This is a genomic window from Dyadobacter alkalitolerans DSM 23607 (assembly GCF_000428845.1).
Classification (GTDB): Bacteria; Bacteroidota; Bacteroidia; order Cytophagales; family Spirosomataceae; genus Dyadobacter; species Dyadobacter alkalitolerans.
In genome coordinates this window covers 1-1,479 of record NZ_AUAS01000050.1, presented here as the reverse complement: position 1 = coordinate 1,479, position 1,479 = coordinate 1, and the positions used below count along the sequence as shown (strand labels likewise).

The following is a 1,479-nucleotide window of genomic DNA, read 5'->3' as shown; positions in this document are numbered from 1 at the left end:
AAGCAATTTCTAGTTTGGATACTTCTGTAACACGTCTCACTAACTAGTTAAAGTTGAAGACAAACGACATAGAAATTTGAAATGGTCATTTGAGACAATCGCTATATAGAAGTACTCCCTATTTTTAAGACCAGCGGTTTGCTAATACTAGTTTAAATTAAGCGGCATTCATGTACAGATTCATCGGCTTTTTTCGGCCAATTCCCTGATGTTTCCTGGCGTTGTAGTGTTTAACAAAATGATCAATTCCCAGATATAGGTCCAGGCCGTTTTTCTCAGGATTCAGGTAAATATATTTTTGCTTAATTGTCCGAAACCATCGCTCAATGTGTGCATTGTCTGTTGCCCTACCTTTACCATCCATACTGACCCGAATTTTGAGACTATTCAGCGTGCTTACCCAATGCTCGCAGGTGTATTGCGCCCCCTGATCGCTATTGATGATTTCAGGTTTGCCATGTCGGGATATCGTTGCGTGCAAAAGCTCAGTCTGCGTTTCTTTTTCCAGGCTGTTGGATAGCTACCAGCCGACAATATAGCGGCTATATAAATCCATAATCGCAGTCAAGTACATAAAGCCGTGCTTCATGGGAATGTAGCTGATATCCAACGCCCAAACCTGGTTGGGTCGATTAATTTCAAGGCCTCGGAGCAAATACGGATGAATATATTTCGCTTTCCCAAGACGACTAAGATTACGTTTTGGATAAATCGGCTCAATCGCCATTTTCCGCAGCAACCGGCGAATTCGCTTGACGTTGTAGCTCAGCCCTTTTTCAGTCAGTTCGTCCGCCCGGCGGCCCGGTTGCATACCCAACACACCCAGGGTGGGATCAGACAAGAAAATTTTGTCCATAGTCTCCATTAGTGATAGGTTCTCTTCTTTTTCACCAGCAGGCTTATAATACAATTGACTGCGGTTGACATTGAGAATCTGTGCTTGCCGCCGAATGCTCAATGGATGAGTATTATCGATCAATGCCATGCGCTCCTTCATAGTCCTGCTTTTTTCAAGCTTTTTTTTAAAAAGTCATTCTCCACCTGCAGCTGTCCGATCTGCTTGAAAAGATTGTCAACGTCAACAGATTCCTCTTCCTTCGAGGACTCATCTCCGAAAGCTTTCTCTGCTCGTTCCAGGAACTCCCGTTTCCATGCGGATACCTGGGTTGGATGAATCTCGAATCTTGTCGCCAATTCGCTCAACGATTCCCGTTCTTTCAAGGCCTCAACGGCGACCATAGCCTTGAATTTTGCTGTGAATTTCCTCCGGCTTTGTTTCATTTTCTCATCGGTTTAATGTCAAGTTACTAAACTTAACCGATGGCCTCAATTTTGGGAGTATTACATATAACTATGAATTTAGTAGTTGATGTATCATCTATTATCAGGAAACGGAGGAGGTTTTGCGAGATAATGCCAAAAGCGTTTTTTAAGTATATTTCGATAAAATACATCCAGATAAACAACGAACCATGTACT

The 1,479-nt window shown here is 42.7% G+C and carries 3 protein-coding genes; all 3 read right to left on the bottom strand.

What is annotated here, in order from left to right; all coding sequences use genetic code 11:
• Nucleotides 1–157: 157 nt before the first annotated feature.
• Genes G395_RS31905 through G395_RS0127125 form a run of 3 tightly spaced genes read right to left on the bottom strand, consistent with a single transcriptional unit; the run spans nt 158 to nt 1,281 of the window.
• On the bottom strand, nt 158–481 hold the full coding sequence (locus G395_RS31905; RefSeq protein ID WP_169720108.1) for an integrase core domain-containing protein: 324 nt from the start codon (nt 479–481) through the stop codon (nt 158–160).
• 39 nt (nt 482–520) lie between these two features.
• Complete coding sequence (locus G395_RS31900) at nt 521–997, bottom strand: hypothetical protein (protein WP_084439915.1); 477 nt, start codon at nt 995–997, stop codon at nt 521–523.
• On the bottom strand, nt 994–1,281 hold the full coding sequence (locus tag G395_RS0127125; protein WP_026632868.1) for a transposase: 288 nt from the start codon (nt 1,279–1,281) through the stop codon (nt 994–996). The genes G395_RS31900 and G395_RS0127125 overlap by 4 nt, the downstream gene beginning before the upstream one ends.
• Nucleotides 1,282–1,479: the final 198 nt, after the last annotated feature.